Source organism: Diaphorobacter sp. JS3051 (genome assembly GCF_015832135.1).
Lineage (GTDB): Bacteria > Pseudomonadota > Gammaproteobacteria > Burkholderiales > Burkholderiaceae_C > Diaphorobacter > Diaphorobacter nitroreducens.
On the sequence record NZ_CP065406.1, the window covers coordinates 2,215,373 to 2,233,624 of the forward strand.

Here is an 18,252-nt window from a genome sequence, read left to right on the forward strand (position 1 = left end):
CCTGCGCTCTTTTCCATGCACGCCACCCGCATCATCGCCATCCGCCACGGCGAAACCGCCTGGAATGTGGACACCCGCATCCAGGGCCATCTGGACATACCGCTCAACGACACCGGCCTGTGGCAGGCCCGGCAGGTGGGGCAGGCGCTGGCCGACGAAGCGGTGGCCGCCATCTACAGCAGCGACCTGCAGCGCGCCTATGCCACGGCCGAAGCCGTGGCCCGCACCACGGGCGCGCCCCTCACGCCCGTGCCCGGCCTGCGCGAGCGCAGCTTTGGCAGCTTCCAGGGGCGCACCTTCCAGCAGATCGAGACCGAATCCCCCGAGCAGGCCCTGCGCTGGCGCAAGCGCGATCCCCACTTCGTGCCCGACGGCGGCGGCGAGTCGCTGGACATGCTGCGCGAGCGCATTGCTGTCACGGTGGACGGCATTGCCGCGCGCCACGCCGGAGAGCAGATCGTGCTGGTGGCCCATGGCGGGGTGATGGACGTGCTCTACCGCCTGGCCACGCGGCTGGACCTGCAGGCCCCACGCACCTGGCAGCTGACCAACGCCGCCATCAACCGGCTGCTGTGGACCGAGGGCAACGGCCTCACCCTGGTGGGCTGGGCCGACACGCAACACCTGGAGAACGCGAGCCGCGATGAGATCCACTCCTGAGCATCCGCCCGAACACCTGCGCGCCACCGTCGGGCTGCGCGTGGACCTGATCGACACGCCCGCACTCGTCGTCGACCTGGATGCCATGGAGCGCAACATCCAGCGCATGGCCGAATTCGCGCACAAGCACCAGGTGCGCTGGCGACCCCACGCCAAGATGCACAAGAGCGCAGAGATCGCCCTGCAACTGGAAAAGGCCGGCGCGCGCGGCCACTGCGTGCAGAAGGTGTCCGAGGCCGAGGCGCTCGCCGCCGGCGGCGTGGCCGACCTGTACATCAGCAACGAGGTACTGGCGGGAGCCAAGCTGCTGCGCGCGGCACGCCTGGCCGCGCAATTGGCCGCCCGCGGCGGCCGGCTGGCCATCGCGGTGGACAGCGAAGAAGGCATCACCCGCCTGGCCGAGGCCATGCGCGTGGCAGGCAGCGACGCCGGCATCGACGTGTTCGTGGAGATCGACGTCGGCCAGGGCCGCTGCGGCGTGCCGCCCGGCCCGGCGGCGCTCGCCCTGGCCCAGGCCGTGGCGGCCCAGCCGCGCCTGCATTTCGCGGGCCTGCAGGCTTACCACGGCAGCGCACAGCACCTGCGCAGCGCGGCCGAGCGGCGCGCGGCCATCGCCCACGCGGTGCAGGCCGCCGCCGATACCCGCGCGCTGATCGCGGCCGCGGGCCTGCCCGTGCCGCTGGTCACGGGCTCCGGCACCGGCACGCTGGTGCACGAGGCCGCCAGCGGGGTGTATGGAGAACTGCAGGCCGGCTCGTTCCTCTTCATGGACGCGGACTACGCCGCCAATGAACGCGAAGGCGCCCAGCCCGCCTTCGAGCATGCGCTGTTCGTGAAGACGCAGGTGATCTCTGCGCGACCCACGCATGTGGTGTGCGACGCAGGGCACAAGAGCCACGCCGTCGACTCCGGCATGCCGCTGGTCTGGGGACTGCCGCCCGAGCGCGCCCTGCGCTACGCCAACGGCGGCGACGAACACGGCGTCCTGCACGCAGCTGGCCCCAAGGCGCGCCTGCCGGCCCTGGGCCGCATGCTGTGGCTGGTACCCGGCCACTGCGACCCCACGGTGAACCTGCACGACTACCTGATTGGCGTGCGTGGTGGCCTGGCGCACGGCGTGGTGGAGCGCATCATTCGCGTGGATGCCCGCGGCGCGGTGACGTAAGCGCCAAGCTTGAGCACTGCCGAGTGCTCGTCCATGGCGGCTGCGGCGAGTACGTGATCGATGCGGGCACGCAAAGTCTGCACGCTGTCACCTCCATAGCCAAAACCAAGAGCGCTACCGCATCCATGGCAGTGCGGCGACCCACCAAGCCGCACCGCTGGATCGCACACGCGACCGACGTTCCAAGGCGCCTCGGCAGACGGTAAAAAGGGAGAAATAGGCCTTCGGGCCAATCTGGATCCGCGCAAAAAGCTCCTAAAAGATGAGCGCTTGTGCATCAATTTCCTTACTGCCATCTCGCCCTTTCTGCTGGCACAACGCGCAATCTCCCTACCGCACTGGATGGAACCAGCAATTAAATTGTGATCAATTTAATCGCTGGCAATAATAGAGCCCATGCCCTCCCGCAAACCCGCCACGCCACCCAGCCCGCCCGAGCTACTGCTGGACAACCAACTGTGCTTCGCGCTGTATTCCGCGTCGTTGGCCATGACCAAGCTCTACAAGCCGCTGCTTGACGCCCTGGGCCTGACCTATCCGCAGTACCTGGTGATGCTGGCGCTGTGGGAGCGTGACGGGCTCACCGTCTCCGAGCTGGGCGAGCGCCTGTTCCTCGACTCGGGCACGCTCACGCCGCTGCTCAAGCGCCTGGAAGCCGCAGGCCTGCTGGTGCGGCTGCGCGACGTGCAGGACGAGCGCCGCGTGCGCATCACGCTCACCGGCCAGGGGCGTGCGCTGCGTGATGGCGCCCAGCCCATCCCGCACTGCGTGCTGGCCCGCACGCAGTGCACACCCGCCGACATTGGCGCCCTGACCGCGCAGCTCCATGCGCTGCGCGACCGGCTCGTGCAGCCGCAGGCCTGACACCGTTTTCCCTCATGCCCCCGTTGGCGGGGCCTTTGTTCCACTCTGAAAGGATGCACCCATGACCACGCTCGACAAGGTTCTCTACACCGCCCGCGCCCACACCACCGGCGGGCGCGACGGCGCATCGCGCAGCGATGACGGACGGCTGCAGGTCCAGCTGTCCTCGCCCGGCGGCAGCGGCACGGGCACCAACCCCGAGCAGCTTTTCGCCGCCGGCTACTCGGCCTGCTTCATCGGCGCCATCAAGGCCGTCGCCGCGAAGCAAAAGCTGACCCTGCCCCAGGACTTGGCCATCGACGCCGAGGTGGACCTGGGCACGATCCCCAATGCCTACGGCATCGCCGCACGCCTGAAGGTGCACCTGCCCGGCATGGACCGCGACCAGGCGCAGCAGTTGGTCAACGACGCGCACCAGGTCTGCCCCTACTCCAACGCCACACGCGGCAACATCGACGTGACGCTGACCCTGGCCTGAGGCACCGTAGCGGGCGGCGCAGTTCTCCGCGTTTTCCCTAGTCTGGCGGGATACCCATTGCAAGCGAGCGCTCAGCTTCCGGGTTCATCATGCGCGGTCTGTCCCCCGCTTCGCCTGCATTGCCCGCGCCATGAAAATCGCCCTGCTGTCCGACATCCACGCCAACCTGCCCGCCTTCGACGCTTGCCTGGAGCATGCGCGAGCACACGGTGCACAGCAGTTCGCGCTGCTGGGCGACCTGGTGGGCTATGGCGCGGACCCCGGCCCGGTGCTCGACCGGGCCATGCAGCTGGCCGCCGCGGGCGCACTGTGCGTGCGCGGCAACCATGACGCAGCCGCCCTCGCCCCGCCCGCCGTCGCCCAAAACCTGGGCGACCAGAGCGCACAGTGGACCCATCCGCACCTGGACGAGCGCCAGCGTGCCTTCCTGGCCGGCCTGCCGCTGACCGAGCGCCTGGGGCCCGACGCGCTGCTGGTGCACGCCAGCGCCGACGGCCCCGAGCGCTGGCACTACATCACCGACAGCAACGCCGCCGAGCGCTGCATGACCGCCGCCACGCGCATCGACCCGGCCATCCGCTACGTCTTCTGCGGCCACGTGCATGAGCAGGCGCTGTACTTCCTCACGCCCACGGCCAAGCTGATGCGCTTTTCGCCCCAGCCGGGCGTTCCCGTGCCCGTGCCGCCGCACCGCCAGTGGCTGGCCATCGCCGGCTCGTGCGGCCAGCCGCGCGATGGCGACACGCGCGCCATGTATGCCCTGTTCGACCCGGACGCCGCCACCATCACCTTCCAGCGCGTGGCCTACAACCATGCCGCCGCCGCGGCCGCCGTGCGCGCCAGCGGTCTGCCCACGTTCTTTGCCGACCGGCTGGAGCGCGGGCGCTGAGCCGTCCTTTCCACCCTCTAGGACCAGACACACCACCGCCCCATGAAGCTGCTCACGCCCGGCACTGAGATCGACGGCTTCGTGGTGCATGAGTGCATCCACGCGGGCGGCATGGCGCACATCTACCGCGTGGGCTATGCCAATGCGTCGCGCGACCCGGGCTTTCCCATGGCCATGAAGATCCCGCGCATGACGGCAGGCGACGGGGCCGAGAACATCGTGGGTTTCGAGGTCGAGCTGACCATCCTGCCCACGCTGTCGGGCCACCACGCGCCGCGCTTCGTGGCGGCGGGTGACCTGATGCGGCTGCCCTACCTGGTCATGGAATACGTGCAGGGCGATACGCTGCAGCATTGGCTGGACGATCGCCCGCCGGGCGACACCGCTGCGCGCAGCGCGGAGACCATCGCCCGCATCGGCGGCGCCATGGCGCTGGCCGCGCACAGCATCCACCAGCAGAACGTCTGCCACCTGGACCTGAAGCCCGCCAACGTGCTGCTGCGCCCCGACGGCAGCGTGGTGCTGCTGGACTTCGGCCTGTCCTGCCACGCGCACTACCCCGACCTGCTGGCCGAGGAAATGCGCCAGGCCGTGGGTTCGCCCGCCTGGATCGCGCCCGAGCAGGTGGTGGGCGTGCGCGGCGACCTGCGCAGCGACATCTTCGCGATCGGCGTCATGCTCTACGAGATGGCCACGGGCGAACTGCCTTTCGGCTCGCCCACCACACAGGGCGGCATGCGCCAGCGCCTGTGGATGACACCTGCGCCGCCGCGCCAGTACCGCCCCGACCTGCCCGAGTGGCTGCAGGAGGTGATCCTGCGCTGTCTGGAACCCGAAGCCGCGCAGCGCTACCCTTCGGCCGCGCACTTGGCCTTCGACCTGGCCAACCCCGACCAGGTGCCCATCACCGAGCGCGGCCGGCGCCTGCGCGGGCCCGGCGTGGGCGCGCACTTCAAGCGTTGGATCAAGGCTGCGGGCATGCACTACCAGCCCAGCCCGCTGCCGGCGCGCCAGATCGCCGAGGTGCCCATCCTCATGGTGGCCGTGCCACACGACGACGTGACGGACGCCACGCTGTACTCCTTGCGCGAAGCGGTTGCCCGTTCGCTGGGCATACGCCCCGGCGCGCGGCTGGCCTGCGTGACGGTGATCTCGCCCTCGGCCAGCAGCACGTCCGACAGCACGCGCAGCGAGACCATGCTGCACCGCACGCACCTGGCGCGGCTCAAGCAGTGGGCGGCGGGGCTGGACCTGTCGCGCCACAGCGCCAGCTACCACGTGCTGGAGGCCAGCGACGTGGCCCAGGCCCTGGTCCGCTATGCCGAGGGCAACCGCGTGAGCATGATGATCCTGGGGGCGGCGACGCACGGGCTGCAGTTGCAGCGCTTCATCGACACCGTGCCCATCCGCGTGGCGCGGGATGCCCCCTGCACCGTCATCCTGGTCAAGCAGCAACTGCCTTTCGACGCGCTGGGCCAGTGACCCCGCGGGGCTGCCGCAAGCGTGACAATCACGCCATGACCGCGCCCCACACCGATGACACGCTCCACCCCTACGCCAGCCTCACGCCCGACCTGGTGCTGGACGCGCTGGCCAGCGTCGGCTTGTATGGCGACGGCCGGCTGATGGCCCTGGGCTCCTACGAGAACCGCGTGTACCAGGCCACGCTGGAAGACGGCAGTCGCGTGGTGGCCAAGTTCTACCGCCCGGGGCGCTGGAGCGAGGCGCAGATCCTGGAGGAACACGCCTTCTCCCAGGAGCTGGCCGATGCCGAGGTGCCCGTGGTCGCGCCCCTGCTGCTGCACGGCCGCAGCCTGCACCGGCATGCGGGCTTCGACTTCGCCGTCAGTCCCTGGCGCGGCGGGCGCACGCCCGAGCTCGACGACTTCGAGGTGCTGGAGTGGCTGGGCCGCTACCTCGCACGCATCCACAACGTGGGCGCAGCCCGGCCCTTCGCGCAGCGCCCGGCGCTGGACCTGCAGACGTTGGGCCAAGAGCCGCGCGACTGGCTGATCGGCACGCAGATCATTCCCCTGGACCAACAGACGGCATGGCGCGATGCCTGCGAACAAGCTCTCGAATTAATAGCTGCTGGCGCTTGTCTATCGGGCGCTACAGGCCAATTTGGCTTAAAAGACGCGAGCAACATCCGCCTGCACGGTGACTGCCACCCCGGCAACGTGCTGTGGACGCCCGTGGACGACGCCGGCCACGGCGGCCCGCATTTCGTGGACCTGGACGACGCGCGCATGGGCCCGGCCGTGCAGGATCTGTGGATGCTGTTGTCGGGCGAGCGCCGCCAGCGCACAGTACAGCTATCGGCACTGCTGGACGGCTACGAGCAGCTGCGCCCCTTCGACCGGCGCGAGCTCGCGCTCATCGAGCCGCTGCGCACACTGCGCCTGATCCACTACAGCGCGTGGCTGGCGCGGCGCTGGAGCGATCCGATCTTTCCGATCAACTTTCCCTGGTTCGGCAGCAGCGACTACTGGCGCGGCCAAGTGGACATGCTGCATGAGCAGATCGAGGCCATGCAGGAGCCACCCCTGGTCGCCTGAGGACGGTCAGCCAGCCGGTCGCTGCGGGGCCGGCGAGGCAGCCAGGGACTGCTTCCACCCCCGCACGATCACATCGGTGAAAAACTGACGGTCCAGCCAGAGCCAGACCAGCACCGGCACCAGCGTGGGCAGTACCAGCACGCCCACCTGGTAGCCGTAGACGATGGCCTCCAGCTGCCACTGGTCCACGCGCAGCACCCGCACATCGAACTGCGCCGCGCCCGCCAGTTGCATGAGCAGGTACATCACCAGGCTGAAGGCCTGCGCCGGCAACAGCAAGACATAGCCCAGCGCCGCGCGGGAGGCCCGCCCCGGCGCACGCGCGGCACCCCAAGCCGCCACCAGCAGGGCGGCAAAGATCGGCAGGCCATAGGCGTAGCGGCCCGGGTCGGCCTCCAGCGTGACTTCGGCCCGGCGCCCGCCGGAGTTGGGTACGGCAATCTCCACCGCGGTGTCCACCTCCATGCGGCCCGGCTGCTGGTGTACGCCGCGCACCCACATGGGTGCCGCCTGTTCCAGCGCCACATGGGAGAGCCATGCCACAGGGTAGGAGAGCCATGGCGAGGCCTTGGTCCACAGCAGCGTCAGCACAATCATGGCGCCAAAGGCATACAGGACAAAGCGCGTGAGCACGGAGGGTCGGCGCGCAGGGGCTCCGGTTTGCACGGGTTTTGTCACGGGGAAATCCTCCTGCGCCTGGGGGCTCAGCGCGGCGACAGGTCGAGCGAGGTGCTCACCTGCCCCTGGCCCTTGTCCAGGCGTGGCATCACCAGCGGCATTGGCGGGGCGGGCGGCTCATCGGGTGGCGGCGTTTCCTGGGGCGGCTGGGCCTTGGCACCGGCACGGACCCAAAGCAGCCAGACGATCAGCACATCCAGCATGATGAGCCCCTGCCACAGGAATTCGTGCGCAAAGTTGAACACCGCCGTGTTCCACTGGCCCAGGTAGAAGAGGCTGATCACCCGCACCACGTTCAGTGCCTGCACCGCAGCAAAGCCTGCGACCAGGCCGAGCAGTTTGTGGCGCAAGGAGGAAGGAAAGGCGATCACGGCCGCGAACAGGACGATGCAGGCCTCGATCCCGTTGCACCCCGGTTCGATGGACACGCCAAAACCCGTGAGGGTGTTCCACAGCACCTTGCCCTGCGCGCCGGCCGTGGTATCAAACCAGGTGACCAGCCCTGCGCAGATGCGGGCCAACAGCGCCGTCCAGGGCAACTGGACACCGCCAGCGCTATCGACCTGACATGCCTGTCATCGGGTGCTGCGGCAGGGGCTCAGCAGGCTCAGCCCTCACGCTGCTGGCCCTCTTTGGACCTGCCTAGCCCACCCTGCAACGAACTGCGCGAGGACCGTGCGCCTCCATCAGTCCTGCTTGGCCCCGGATATTTTCACCAGCTTATCGATGATGGGGTTGGACGCCTCAAAGTCCTTGCGGAACTGTGCAGCCCCGCCTTCCACCCCTTCCAGGCCGAAGACCTGCAGGCGGGCCTTCATCGCGGTGGAGTGGATGATCTGCACCGCCTCCTTCTCCAGGCGGGCCAGGATGGGCTTGGGCGTGCCCGCCGGCGCCAGCATGGTGAACCAGGCGATGGTCTTGAACTCCGGGTCGGGAAAGCCCGCCTCGGCCATCGTGGGCACGTCGGGCAAATCGGCCAGTCGCCGGGGGCCCAGGATCGCCAGCGGGCGCAGGCGCTCGGCCTTGATCTGCGGCTGCGCGGCGGCCAGCGTGCCCATACCCCAGGAGACCACGCCCGCAGACAGATCCTGGATGTGCGGCGCCTCGCTCTTGTAGGCCACGTGCGTCATCTCCAGCTTGCGCGAGTCGCTGAGGTAGGCGCTCATCAGGTGGCCGGGCGAGCCGGTCCCGTACGAGCCGTAGTTGATCTTGCCCTTGTTCTGTTGCGCCCAGGCCATGAATTCCTTCATGTTCTTGACGGGCACGTTGGCGTTGACCATCAGCACCAGGCTGGTCGCAGCGATCTGGGTGATGAACTCGAAGTCCTTGCGGATGTCGTAGGGCACCTTGGAAAACATGTGGTGCGCGTAGAACACGGGCGTGGAGTACGACACCAGCACCGTGTAGCCATCAGGCGCCGCACGCGCGACCGCATTGGCGCCCAGCATGCCCGAAGCCCCGCTCTTGTTGTCCACCACCACCGGCTGGCCCAGGCGCTTGCCCAGTTCGTCGGCCAGCACGCGGCCCACCACGTCGGTGCCGCCCCCGGCTGCGGCCGGGATCACCATGGTGATGGGCCGGCGCGGATAGTCCTGCGGCGCGGCCGCATTCTGGGCCAGGGCCAGCCCCGAACAGCCCCACACCAGGGCAGAAAAAATCAGCGATGTCTTGATTCCCATGTCACAACCCTTTTTGATCGGAACGCAGGTTTCGATATTCACCATCTGAGGTCCAGACAACCATTAGGGATAGCCTTGATGTGGACCGGGACACGCGGAACCGCCGTGGCGCAAAAAAACCCGGCCTGCTCGCGCAGGACCGGGTGTGGTCGGTCTGTAGAGACGGCCCGGCACAGGCCGGGCGCGGGGGTGGCAGGCCAGCCTCAGGCCAGCAGCGCGTTCACGCGCTTTACGTACGCGGCCGGGTCCTCAGGCAGGCCGCCCTCAGCGAGCAGCGCCTGGTCGAACAGGATGTGCGCCAGGTCGTGAAAGTGCACGCTGCCGTCCAGCTTCTTGACCAGCGCATGCTCGGGGTTCACTTCCAGCACGGGCTTGGCGTCAGGCGCGCTCTGGCCGGCCTGCTTGAGCAGGCGCGCGAGCTGTGTGCTCATGCCGCCGTCCTGTACCACCAGGCAAGCGGGCGAGTCGACCAGGCGCGTGGTCACGCGCACGTCCTCGGCCTTGTCCTTGAGCGCTTCCTTGAGCTTGGCGAGCACGGGCTTGAAGGCCTCGGCGGCCTCCTCGGCGGCCTTCTTCTCGGCCTCGTCCTGCAGCTTGCCCAGGTCCACCGCGCCCTTGGCCACGGACTGCAGCGGCGTGCCGTCGAAGTCCTGCAGGTAGTTCAGCGCCCACTCGTCCACGCGGTCGGTCATGAGCAGCACTTCGATGCCCTTCTTCTTGAAGACTTCGAGCTGCGGGCTGTTCTTGGCGGCGGCCAGCGTGTCGGCGGTGATGTAGTAGATGGCCTCCTGGCCCTCCTTCATGCGCGCCTTGTAGTCGGCAAAGGAAACGCTCGGCGTATCCGATGTGGTGGAGGCAAAGCGCAGCAGCTTGGCCAGACGTTCGCGGTTGGCGAAGTCCTCGCCCAGGCCTTCCTTGAGCACGGCGCCGAACTCGGCGTAGAACTGGGTGTACTTGCCTTCCTTGGCCTTGTCCTCGGCGCTGACCACGTCCTGCACGCCATCGGCGCCTTCCGCCGCTGCCTCATGCTTGTCGTGCTTGGCCAGGTCCTCGAGCATGGACAGCACGCGCTTGACCGAGCCGTCACGGATCAGGCGCACGTCGCGGCTTTCCTGCAGCAGCTCGCGGCTCACGTTCAGCGGCAGGTCGGCGGAGTCGATCACGCCCTTGACGAAGCGCAGGTAGCTGGGCATGAGCGACTCGGCGTCGTCCATGATGAACACGCGCTTGACGTACAGCTTCACGCCGGCCTTCTTGTCGCGGTTCCACAGGTCGAACGGCGCCTTGGCAGGGATGTACAGCAGCTGCGTGTACTCGGTGTTGCCCTCGACGCGGTTATGGCTCCAGGTGAGCGGGTTCTCGAAGTCGTGGCTGATGGACTTGTAGAAGTCCTGGTACTGCTCGTCGGTGATGTCCTTCTTGGGCCGCGTCCACAGGGCGCTGGCCTTGTTCACGGTTTCCCACTCGCCGGTCTTCACCATCTGGCCCGGCTCGCCTTCCTTCTCGCTCTCCTTCCACTCCTCCTTCTCCATGAGGATGGGCAGGCTGATGTGGTCGGAATACTTGCCGATCACCTGCTTGATCTTCCAGGCGTTGAGGAACTCCTCGGCATCCTCGCGCAGGTGCAGGATCACGCTGGTGCCGCGCGCCGCACGCTCGATGGCCTCCACCTCGAAGTCGCCCGCGCCGCCGCTGGCCCAGCGCACGCCTTCGCTGGCGGGCAGGCCCGCGCGGCGGCTCTCGACCGTGATGCGGTCGGCCACGATGAAGCCCGAGTAGAAGCCCACGCCAAACTGGCCGATCAGCTGCGCGTCGGCCTTCTGGTCGCCCGACAGGCGGTTCATGAAGTCGCGCGTACCGCTCTTGGCGATCGTGCCCAGGTGGTCAATGGCCTCCTGCTCGCTCATGCCGATGCCGTTGTCGGTGATGGTCAGCGTGCGCGCTTCCTTGTCGAAGGACACGCGCACCTCCAGGTCGGGCGCATCCTCGTACAACGCGGCATTGTTCAGCGCTTCAAAGCGCAGCTTGTCGCAGGCGTCCGAGGCGTTGGAGACCAGCTCGCGCAGGAAGATCTCTTTGTTGGAATACAGCGAATGCGTGACCAGGTGCAGCAGTTGCGCCACTTCGGCCTGGAAGGAATGGGTGTGCTTGCTCATAGGTGTTTTTCAAACAAAGGCAACGGGAAAGAAATCACAGGGGATTCAACCATGTTCTCCGGCGCGGCCGGAACGCATGCGCAGGTGGGGGCGCCGCGGCCGGCTTCAAGGGGCGCGGCGCCGCGATACGCCACCAACCGATGCCACGCTGGCCGCATGCCCCAGCGTCGGCGCGATCCTGAGCGCGGTGATCTACAACGCACCGCTGTCGAGCGGCAGCAGCGACTGAACGCCCACCGCAGCCATCAAAAAAGAGAGCGGCTTGCGCTCTCCTTTTCTGCATTTCAAACGGTTTTGAAGTGCAAACGCCCTTTTGGCGAGCGCTAACAGCTCCTGATTTAATAGCTTAAAAGCGCTCACCCGGCGCCAGGTAGCGCCACTGGCCCGGCGGCAACTTGCCCAGCAGCACCTGGCCGATGCGGATGCGCTTGAGGCCCACCACCTTGAGGCCCACCAGCTCGCACATGCGGCGGATCTGGCGCTTTTTGCCCTCGCGCAGCACGAAGCGCAACTGCTCGGGGTTCTGCCACTCCACCACCGCCGGCTTGAGCTGCTGGCCGTCCAGCGCCAGGCCATGGTTCAGCAGCGCCAGCTTGTCGGCGGGGAAGACGGCGCGCACATCCTGCGCGCGATCGCCGTACTGCACGCGCACCAGGTACTCCTTGTCCACCGTCGAGTCCTCGCCGATGAGCTGGCGCGCCACGCGGCCGTCCTGCGTCAGCACCAGCAGGCCCACGGAGTCGATGTCCAGCCGCCCGCAGGGTGCCAGGCCCTTGAGTTGCGCGGGCGAAAAGCGCGTGCGGCTCTCATCGTCCTTCCAGTGCGTACGTGGGTTGATCAGCGCCACGGCCGGCGTGTGGCCGTCCTCGGCCTGGCCGCTCACATAGCCCATGGGCTTGTGCAGCAGGATGGTCACCTGCTGGCGCTGGTGGCCCTGGGCCGCGCGGTCCACGTCGATGCGGTCGTGCGGCCCCACCTGCAGCCCCATGGCCGCCACCTGCCCGTTGACGCGCACCCAGCCCTGGGCGATCCAGTCGTCGGCCTCGCGGCGCGAACACAGCCCCAGATCGGCCATGCGCTTGTTCAGGCGCATGCGGCCGTCTGCAGGCGCCTGCGCAGCGCCAGCGGGCGCACGGGTGGCAGGAGGGCGCGGCGCGGCCGGCGCGTGCTGGCTCGCCGTACGGGGGGCGCCTGCCGCGCCGCTGGGTGCGGCCGTGCCGGCCGTGCGGCCTGCGGACCGGCCCGGCGCCTTGCCGGTAGCCACAGGTGCTGCGGGCGTGGTCGGCTTGCGCAGCACCAGCCGCGGGCGCAGCGGAGTGGGGGAAGCAGAAGCGGACGGTGCGGGGACGGACCGTGCGGGGGGGCGTTCGGGCGTTTCGGGCATGGCGCTATTGTCTCGCGCCGTGGAGCGCGCCGCGCCCCGCCCCCTCTACCGCGCCTTCAGATCATGGCGGCGGGCTCGTTCTCGTCGGCCGGCGCCCTGCGCGGTGAAGCGCGGCGCCGGGGCCCGGGGCGGCCCGCGTCCGCCGGCTCCATCCGCCTGAACAGGCTGGTGCGCAGCGCCTGCAAGTCCAGCACGCGCAGGCCGCCGTACTCCACGCGGATCGCCCCCTGCGCTTCCAGGGTCGCCAGGGCCTCGTTCACACGTTGGCGCGACAGGCCGACCAGGTAGGCCAGCTCCTGCTGGGTGATGCGCAGCACTTCCCCGACGCCCGGGTAGAGCACGGGGTTGAACAGCGCCGCCAGGCTGCGCGCCACGCGCAGGTCGGGGTTGGTGAGGCGGTCGATTTCCCGCGCGGCGATGAACTGCGCCAGGCGCTCGTTGAGCTGGTTCATCACGAAGCGGTTGAAGCCGATGGAATGGTCCAGCAGCCAATGGAAGGTGTCGATGGGCAGGCCCGCCACCACGCTCCTGCGCAGGGCCTGGATGTTGTAGCGGTAGGGCTCGCGCTTGACCGCCGTGCCTTCGCCGAACCAGCCGCCGGGGGGCACGCCGGTGAAGGTCATCGTCAGCCCGTCGGCGTTGTCCGCGCTCATCTTGAGCAGGCCCTCGACCACCCCAAACCAGTACGTCACCGGCCGGCCCACACGGCACACGTAGTCGCCCGGCTGGGCATCGCCGACGGCCAGCGCGGCCACCGCCCGTTCGCGCTCGGCGGGCTGCAGCAACGCCATCCAGGGAATGCCGCTGAGTTCTTGGGCCGTGGGCGGGCGGCGCCGCTGGTGCAGGGAGGCGTCTTGGCTCATGCGCGCAAGCATGCGGTCAAAGCGCGCAGCGGGGCAGCGGGAATACCACGAACCAACGCCTGGCCGGTCCGAGGTATCGACACATCCTGGTGCTATTGATTTAATAGCTATTGGCGCCTACTGATTCTGGGTTCAAGCCCTGTTTGACTACAACCCCATCACTGCGTCGGCAAGGCATAGCGGTAGCCGCGGAACGCCCACACGGTGCGCGCCGGCTCGATGCGCTCCAGCACCAGGCCGGGGGCGGCGGTATCCCCCTCGTGCAGCACCTGGCCGTTGACGATCACCATGCGGTACACGGGGTTGGACGAGTAGGTCACGCCCGCGAGCTGCAGGGTGGGCAGTTGCTCACGCACGCTCGCCGGCAGATCGGCCTGGGCAAAGACGGTTCCCGTCGATTCCTGCGGCGCGGGTGCCGGCGACGCAGCGCGCGGGGCCGGTGCGCGGGCAGGCGCCGCGGGCGCGGGCGCGCTGCGCTCGGGCCGGGGGGCAGGCGCTTCGGCGCGGGCGGAGCGCTCGGGCGTGGGTTTGGATGCTGGTGCCGGTGCTCGCGCTGGCGTTGGCGTTGGCGTTGGCGTTGGCGTTGGCGTTGGCGTTGGCGTTGGCGTTGGCGTTGGCGTTGGTGTTGGTGTTGGTGTTGGTGTTGGTGTTGGTGTTGGTGTTGGTGTTGGTGTGGTTGCGGGCGCAGTTTCGGGCGCCGGCGCTGCCCCATGGGCCGGCACGGCCATCGGCGCGGCGGCGGCTGGAGCGGCTGGTGCCGGTATTGCGGGTGCAGGCGCAGGCACCACCGCGGCCACCGTCGCACTGGGCGCACGCACCAGCCACCAGGCGCCGGCTGCCGCCCCTACGCCCGCCAGCGCTGCAAGCACCATCCAGGGCAGCCCCCGCGCCGGTGCGGCGCGCTGCACGGTAGGCACCGCCACGGGCGACGCGGGGGTATGCAGGCCGGGCACGCTGCCACGGCCGCGCTCGGCCTGGGCGCGCCGCAGCGCATCAAGAATGTAGGACATGGGTTCAGGCTCCGCTGAGCAAACGCGGCTCCGGCACGCCTGCGGCGCGGTTGAGCAACATCAGGGTCAAGGGACCAGCGCGGCCATCGGGCGTGAGGCCCTGGCCCAGCTGAAATTGGTGGATGCGCGCGCGGCGCGCGGCGGGCGTTGCGGTACGGGCTGCGGCGGTGCCCGCGCCGGCGGCCGCCAGTTGCTGGTCCAGCCAGGCGGCGCCCGCGACAGTGGCTGTGACGTCGCCCGAATCGGCCAGCTCGGCAGGGGCCTTCCACAGCGTGGCAACCTCGCCGCGCCACAGCGGCGCAAGCTCCGTCACGCGCACCTGCAGCGTCTGGCCCTGCACGCCTTCCAGCGTGGCGGTGCCGTCATCGAGACGGCGCAGCAAGACCGCCACCTCAGGCGCCAGGGCCTCGCCCTGCGCATCGCCCTCGGCGGGCCGCAGCATCAGCAGCACGGGCCGATCAAGCTGGCGCAGCAGGTTCAGGCTGGCGCGGCGGCTGCGGTAGCAGCGCAGGCCCTCGGACGCCAGCGCGGTGCAGGGGTCCGCGGCGCCGTCGGGCACGCTCGCCTGCCACTGCCGGGCCAGCGCCTGCCAGGCCGCCGGCGCCTGCGCCACGGGCTGGATGGCCAGGAACTGCGCCAATGTCGGCGGGAGGGCCGGCGCGTCGGGCGCAGAAGCGGCCGAGGCGGGGGATGACGCGGGCACGGCCGCAGCCGACGCGGCCATGGCCGGCCTCTGTGTCTGTGCCTGCGCCTGTGTGGAGCCGGCGCCACCGTCTGCGAGCGGCCACCAGCCCAGCGCCCAGGCCAGCCCGCCCAGCGCCGCCGCGCCCACCAGCCCACCGGTTCCAGCGGCGAGCCAGCGCCCTGCCGCGCCGGGGCGCACCGTGGCGGGCGCGTCGAACACCTCGCGCGCGGCGCGGCGCACCATGGCATCGGTCACCTCGCGCACACCCGCGCCGTAGGCACCCAGCAGGGCACGGTCGCACAGCAGGTTGATGCGCCGCGGCACGCCACCCGTGAGCGCGTGCACGCGCGCCAGCGCCCGCTGCTGAAAAGGCAGCGGCCCTTGCAACCCGGCCACGGCCAGGCGGTGGGCGATGTACTGGCGTGTTTCGTCGGCGCTCAAGGCGTCCAGGTGGTAGCGCGCGATCACGCGCTGCGCGAGCTGCTCCAGCTCCGGCGCCGCCACCATCGCACGCAGCTCGGGCTGGCCGATGAGGATGATCTGCAGCAGCTTGCGCTCGCTGGTTTCGAGGTTGGTGAGCAGGCGCAGTTGTTCCAGCACATCGGGCGCGAGGTTCTGCGCCTCGTCGATGATGAGCACGTTGTTGCGCCCCGCCGCGTGCTGCTGCAGCAAGAAGTCGTTGAGCGGGTCCAGGCAGTCCTTCACGGTCTCCGCCCCCGGTATGGCGGGGCGGTGCGCCACGCCGAATTCGTCGCAGATGGAGCGCAGCAGCTCAGGCACCGTGAGCTTCGGGTTGAAGATGTAAGCAACGTTGCACTGCGGCGGAATCTGTTCCAGGAAGCAGCGGCACACCGTGGTCTTGCCGGTGCCGATCTCGCCCGTGAGCAGCACGAAGCCGCCGCCCGCATCCAGGCCGTACAGCAGGTGGGCCAGGGCTTCGCGATGGCGCTCGCTCATGAAGAGGTAGCGCGGGTCGGGCGCGATGGAAAAAGGCGGGTGTTCGAGTCCGAAGAACGGGGCGTACATGGCGGCGAGCATAGCGCCCTCGCCTGTCGCGCCCATGAACCCCTCAGCTCCCCGCGATCACCACCTGTCGAGGGCGGTCAGGGTTAGACCCCTGAGGACTAACCCTTGAATTGTCATCGCAAAGACAAGATAACGTCAAAGTCGTTCCTACCATTGGTTGCAAACCGGCAGCGGACTTCGTGTTTCCCGTGCGCTGCCCTCCACAGACCCTGATAGGAACCGGAATGAAGACCACATTCCCCCATCTACTGCTGCAGCACGCCGCCCAGCGCCCCGACGCTGCAGCACTGCGCGAGAAAGAATATGGCATCTGGCAGACCTGGAGCTGGAAGGACGCCGCGGCCGAGGTGCGCCACATGGCCTGCGGCCTGCTGTCGCTGGGTTTCGCCAAGGGCCAGAACCTGGCGCTGATCAGCGACAACCGGCCGCACGTGTACATGGGCTTCATCGCCGTGCAGAGCATAGGCGGGGTGCCGATCCCGCTGTACCAGGACGCGGTGGCCAGCGAGATGCGCTTCGTCATGGAGGACGCAGAGATCCATTTCGCGTTCGCCGAGAACCAGGAGCAGGTGGACAAGCTGCTGGAGGTGCGCGAGTCCGTGTCCGGCATCACCCACATCATCTACGACGACCCGCGCGGCCTGCGCAACTACGACCAGCCGGGCCTGATCAGCACCGCCGACCTGATGGCCAGGGGCAGCGAGTGGGACCGGGCCCACCCGGGGGTGTGGGAGTCCATGGTCGGGCAGGTCAGCTCGCAGGACGTGTCGGTCATCCTCTACACCTCGGGCACCACGGGCAAGCCCAAGGGCGTGTGCCAGACGCACGCGAGCTTCATCGGCGCGGCCAGCGGCGCGGCCGAGGTGGACAGGCTGGGCCCGCAGGACAGCATCATTTCCTACCTGCCGCCGGCCTGGGTGGGCGACCACCTGTTCTCGCTGGCGCAATGGCTGGTGGCCGGCTACACCATCAACTGCCCGGAGTCGGCCGGCACCGTCAGCATCGACATGCGCGAGATCGGCCCGACCTACTACTTCGCGCCGCCGCGCGTGTTCGAGGGCATGCTCACCTCGATCTCCATCCGCATGGAGGACGCGGCCCCCTTCAAGCGCCGCATGTACGAGAAGGCCATGGAGCTGGCGCGCCGCGTGGGCTCGGACATCCTGGACGGCAAGCCGGTGGGCGCCCTGGACCGGCTCAAGTACCGCCTGGCCGACTTCGCCGTCTACGGGCCGCTGCGCAACGTCATGGGGCTGTCGCGCATCCGCGTGGCCTACACGGCCGGCGCGGCCATTGGGCCGGAGCTGTTCAAGTTCTTCCGCTCCATCGGCATCAACCTCAAGCAGTTCTACGGCCAGACCGAGACCTGCGCCTACGTCTGCCTGCAGCGCGACGGCCAGGTGGACCTCAACAGCGTGGGCCAGGCGGCGCCGGGCATCGAGCTGAAGCTGGCGGACAACGGCGAGGTGCTGGTCAAGGGCGTCGCGGTGCTCAAGGAGTACTACAAGCGCCCCGACGCCACGGCCGAGGTGATCGACGCCAACGGCTACTTCCACACGGGCGACGCGGGCGTGATAGACGCCAACGGCCAGCTGCGCATCATCGACCGCGCCAAGGACGTGGGCAAGATGAAGAGCGGGGCCATGTTCGCGCCCAACTACATCGAGAACAAGCTCAAGTTCTTCTCGCACATCAAGGAGGCCGTGTGCTTCGGCCACGACCGCGACCAGGTCTGCGCCTTCATCAACATCGACTTCGAGGCCGTGGGCAACTGGGCCGAGCGGCAGAACCTGCCCTACGCCGGCTACGTGGACCTGGCCTCCAAGGCCAAGGTGCTGGAGCTGGTCGCCGACTGCGTGGCCCAGGTCAATGCCGACCTGGCGCGCGAGAGCGGCATGGCCGACACCCAGGTGGCGCGCTTCCTGGTGCTGCACAAGGAGCTGGACCCGGACGACGACGAGCTCACGCGCACGCGCAAGGTGCGGCGCAACTTCATCGCCGAAAAGTACGGCGTGCTGATCGACGCCCTGTACGCGGGCAAGGGCGAGCAGTTCATCGAGACCCAGGTGAAGTTCGAGGACGGGCGCACGGGGACGGTGAGCGCCACGCTCAAGATCATCGACGCCAAGACCTACCCGGCCAGCGCCGCCGCCTGAC

General features: G+C 68.9%; 15 protein-coding genes and 1 pseudogene. 8 read left to right on the top strand and 8 right to left on the bottom strand.

Annotation, left to right across the window (positions count from 1 at the left end):
* Positions 1 to 15 precede the first annotated feature (15 nt).
* The 7 genes from I3K84_RS10600 (at position 16) to I3K84_RS10630 (ending at position 6,614) form a co-directional block, all read left to right on the top strand.
* Complete coding sequence (locus tag I3K84_RS10600; protein ID WP_011803951.1) at positions 16 to 660, top strand: histidine phosphatase family protein; 645 nt, start codon at positions 16 to 18, stop codon at positions 658 to 660.
* Complete coding sequence (locus tag I3K84_RS10605; protein WP_196994468.1) at positions 644 to 1,825, top strand: DSD1 family PLP-dependent enzyme; 1,182 nt, start codon at positions 644 to 646, stop codon at positions 1,823 to 1,825. Before I3K84_RS10600 ends, I3K84_RS10605 begins: the two co-directional genes overlap by 17 nt.
* A gap of 396 nt (positions 1,826 to 2,221) precedes the next feature.
* Complete coding sequence (locus I3K84_RS10610; RefSeq protein ID WP_196994469.1) at positions 2,222 to 2,689, top strand: MarR family winged helix-turn-helix transcriptional regulator; 468 nt, start codon at positions 2,222 to 2,224, stop codon at positions 2,687 to 2,689.
* Positions 2,690 to 2,750: 61 nt separating this feature from the next.
* Positions 2,751 to 3,167, top strand: coding sequence for an organic hydroperoxide resistance protein (locus I3K84_RS10615; protein WP_196994470.1), 417 nt, complete (start codon positions 2,751 to 2,753; stop codon positions 3,165 to 3,167).
* 130 nt (positions 3,168 to 3,297) lie between these two features.
* Entirely contained in the window at positions 3,298 to 4,056 is a 759-nt protein-coding gene (locus I3K84_RS10620) for a metallophosphoesterase (protein ID WP_011803941.1), read from the top strand.
* A gap of 42 nt (positions 4,057 to 4,098) precedes the next feature.
* A complete protein-coding gene (locus tag I3K84_RS10625; protein ID WP_196994471.1) occupies positions 4,099 to 5,538 on the top strand; it encodes a bifunctional serine/threonine-protein kinase/universal stress protein in 1,440 nt (479 codons plus the stop codon).
* A gap of 35 nt (positions 5,539 to 5,573) precedes the next feature.
* On the top strand, positions 5,574 to 6,614 hold the full coding sequence (locus tag I3K84_RS10630; RefSeq protein WP_196994472.1) for a serine/threonine protein kinase: 1,041 nt from the start codon (positions 5,574 to 5,576) through the stop codon (positions 6,612 to 6,614).
* A 6-nt stretch (positions 6,615 to 6,620) separates the two neighbouring features.
* Here the strand turns inward: I3K84_RS10630 and I3K84_RS10635 are convergent, their stop codons facing one another.
* The 8 genes and pseudogenes from I3K84_RS10635 to I3K84_RS10670 all read right to left on the bottom strand — a co-directional run bounded on the left by I3K84_RS10635 (position 6,621) and on the right by I3K84_RS10670 (position 16,095).
* Positions 6,621 to 7,292 carry an exosortase H-associated membrane protein gene (locus I3K84_RS10635; RefSeq protein WP_172205714.1) on the bottom strand — a complete coding sequence of 224 codons (672 nt, stop codon included), beginning with the start codon at positions 7,290 to 7,292 and terminating at the stop codon, positions 6,621 to 6,623.
* A gap of 26 nt (positions 7,293 to 7,318) precedes the next feature.
* Positions 7,319 to 7,831: pseudogene (gene xrtH / locus I3K84_RS10640) on the bottom strand (exosortase H); the annotation flags it as partial.
* Positions 7,832 to 7,978: 147 nt separating this feature from the next.
* Complete coding sequence (locus I3K84_RS10645; protein WP_196994473.1) at positions 7,979 to 8,971, bottom strand: tripartite tricarboxylate transporter substrate binding protein; 993 nt, start codon at positions 8,969 to 8,971, stop codon at positions 7,979 to 7,981.
* Between the two features lie 203 nt (positions 8,972 to 9,174).
* The gene (gene htpG, locus I3K84_RS10650) at positions 9,175 to 11,127 is read right to left on the bottom strand and encodes a molecular chaperone HtpG (protein WP_196994474.1); all 1,953 of its coding nucleotides are present in this window, start codon (positions 11,125 to 11,127) and stop codon (positions 9,175 to 9,177) included.
* Between the two features lie 346 nt (positions 11,128 to 11,473).
* Positions 11,474 to 12,511, bottom strand: coding sequence for a pseudouridine synthase (locus I3K84_RS10655; protein ID WP_231403307.1), 1,038 nt, complete (start codon positions 12,509 to 12,511; stop codon positions 11,474 to 11,476).
* 56 nt (positions 12,512 to 12,567) lie between these two features.
* Positions 12,568 to 13,374, bottom strand: coding sequence for a Crp/Fnr family transcriptional regulator (locus I3K84_RS10660; protein ID WP_172205710.1), 807 nt, complete (start codon positions 13,372 to 13,374; stop codon positions 12,568 to 12,570).
* Positions 13,375 to 13,532: 158 nt separating this feature from the next.
* On the bottom strand, positions 13,533 to 14,384 hold the full coding sequence (locus I3K84_RS10665) for a general secretion pathway protein GspB (RefSeq protein ID WP_196994475.1): 852 nt from the start codon (positions 14,382 to 14,384) through the stop codon (positions 13,533 to 13,535).
* Positions 14,385 to 14,388: 4 nt separating this feature from the next.
* On the bottom strand, positions 14,389 to 16,095 hold the full coding sequence (locus tag I3K84_RS10670) for an ExeA family protein (protein ID WP_196996102.1): 1,707 nt from the start codon (positions 16,093 to 16,095) through the stop codon (positions 14,389 to 14,391).
* Between the two features lie 224 nt (positions 16,096 to 16,319).
* On the opposite strand from I3K84_RS10670, the gene I3K84_RS10675 reads away from it, so the two are divergent.
* Positions 16,320 to 18,251, top strand: a complete 1,932-nt coding sequence (locus I3K84_RS10675; protein WP_196994476.1) for a long-chain fatty acid--CoA ligase — start codon at positions 16,320 to 16,322, stop codon at positions 18,249 to 18,251.
* The last annotated feature ends 1 nt before the right edge of the window (position 18,252 follow it).

Excerpts from the sequence above, each read along its gene's own strand:
- I3K84_RS10600 (WP_011803951.1), top strand. The coding sequence starts at position 16 with ATGCACGCCACCCGCATCATCGCCATCCGCCACGGCGAAACCGCCTGG.
- I3K84_RS10605 (WP_196994468.1), top strand. The coding sequence starts at position 644 with ATGAGATCCACTCCTGAGCATCCGCCCGAACACCTGCGCGCCACCGTC.
- I3K84_RS10610 (WP_196994469.1), top strand. The coding sequence starts at position 2,222 with ATGCCCTCCCGCAAACCCGCCACGCCACCCAGCCCGCCCGAGCTACTG.
- I3K84_RS10615 (WP_196994470.1), top strand. The coding sequence starts at position 2,751 with ATGACCACGCTCGACAAGGTTCTCTACACCGCCCGCGCCCACACCACC.
- I3K84_RS10620 (WP_011803941.1), top strand. The coding sequence starts at position 3,298 with ATGAAAATCGCCCTGCTGTCCGACATCCACGCCAACCTGCCCGCCTTC.
- I3K84_RS10625 (WP_196994471.1), top strand. The coding sequence starts at position 4,099 with ATGAAGCTGCTCACGCCCGGCACTGAGATCGACGGCTTCGTGGTGCAT.
- I3K84_RS10630 (WP_196994472.1), top strand. The coding sequence starts at position 5,574 with ATGACCGCGCCCCACACCGATGACACGCTCCACCCCTACGCCAGCCTC.
- I3K84_RS10645 (WP_196994473.1), bottom strand. The coding sequence starts at position 8,971 with ATGGGAATCAAGACATCGCTGATTTTTTCTGCCCTGGTGTGGGGCTGT.
- htpG (WP_196994474.1), bottom strand. The coding sequence starts at position 11,127 with ATGAGCAAGCACACCCATTCCTTCCAGGCCGAAGTGGCGCAACTGCTG.
- I3K84_RS10655 (WP_231403307.1), bottom strand. The coding sequence starts at position 12,511 with ATGCCCGAAACGCCCGAACGCCCCCCCGCACGGTCCGTCCCCGCACCG.
- I3K84_RS10660 (WP_172205710.1), bottom strand. The coding sequence starts at position 13,374 with ATGAGCCAAGACGCCTCCCTGCACCAGCGGCGCCGCCCGCCCACGGCC.
- I3K84_RS10665 (WP_196994475.1), bottom strand. The coding sequence starts at position 14,384 with ATGTCCTACATTCTTGATGCGCTGCGGCGCGCCCAGGCCGAGCGCGGC.
- I3K84_RS10670 (WP_196996102.1), bottom strand. The coding sequence starts at position 16,095 with ATGTACGCCCCGTTCTTCGGACTCGAACACCCGCCTTTTTCCATCGCG.
- I3K84_RS10675 (WP_196994476.1), top strand. The coding sequence starts at position 16,320 with ATGAAGACCACATTCCCCCATCTACTGCTGCAGCACGCCGCCCAGCGC.